General features: G+C 48.6%; 1 protein-coding gene. It reads left to right on the top strand.

Going from position 1 to position 434, the window contains the following annotated elements; translation table 11 throughout:
* A partial coding sequence (locus tag B2Z72_RS19245) for a DNA gyrase subunit A (RefSeq protein ID WP_297005647.1) occupies positions 1-434 on the top strand: 434 nt, incomplete at both ends.

The raw sequence follows: 434 nt of genomic DNA, 5'->3' as shown, positions 1-434 counted from the left end.
ATCGGATCATGAAAATCCGACCCGTCTGGTGATTGTGCCGAAATCCAACCGTGTTGATACTGATGCAGTAATGGCGCATTTATTTGCCACCACGGATCTGGAACGCAACTACCGTGTTAACATGAACGTGATTGGTCTGGATGGTCGCCCACAGGTTAAAGACCTGAAGACCATGCTGAGCGAATGGCTGACTTACCGTACTGAAACCGTACGTCGCCGTCTGCAGCATCGTCTGGATAAAGTTCTGGCGCGCCTGCATATTCTCGAAGGTTTATTGGTTGCCTTCCTTAACATCGACGAAGTGATTGAAATCATTCGTCGCGAAGACGAACCTAAACCTGTGCTGATGCAGCGCTTTGGTATCAGTGATACACAGGCTGAAGCCATCCTCGAATTAAAACTGCGCCATTTGGCCAAGCTCGAGGAAATGAAAA

The sequence above is a fragment of the Thalassolituus sp. UBA6592 genome (assembly GCF_002433655.1).
Classification (GTDB): domain Bacteria; phylum Pseudomonadota; class Gammaproteobacteria; order Pseudomonadales; family Oceanobacteraceae; genus Venatoribacter.
This window is presented reverse-complemented; position numbering and strand designations above follow the sequence as displayed.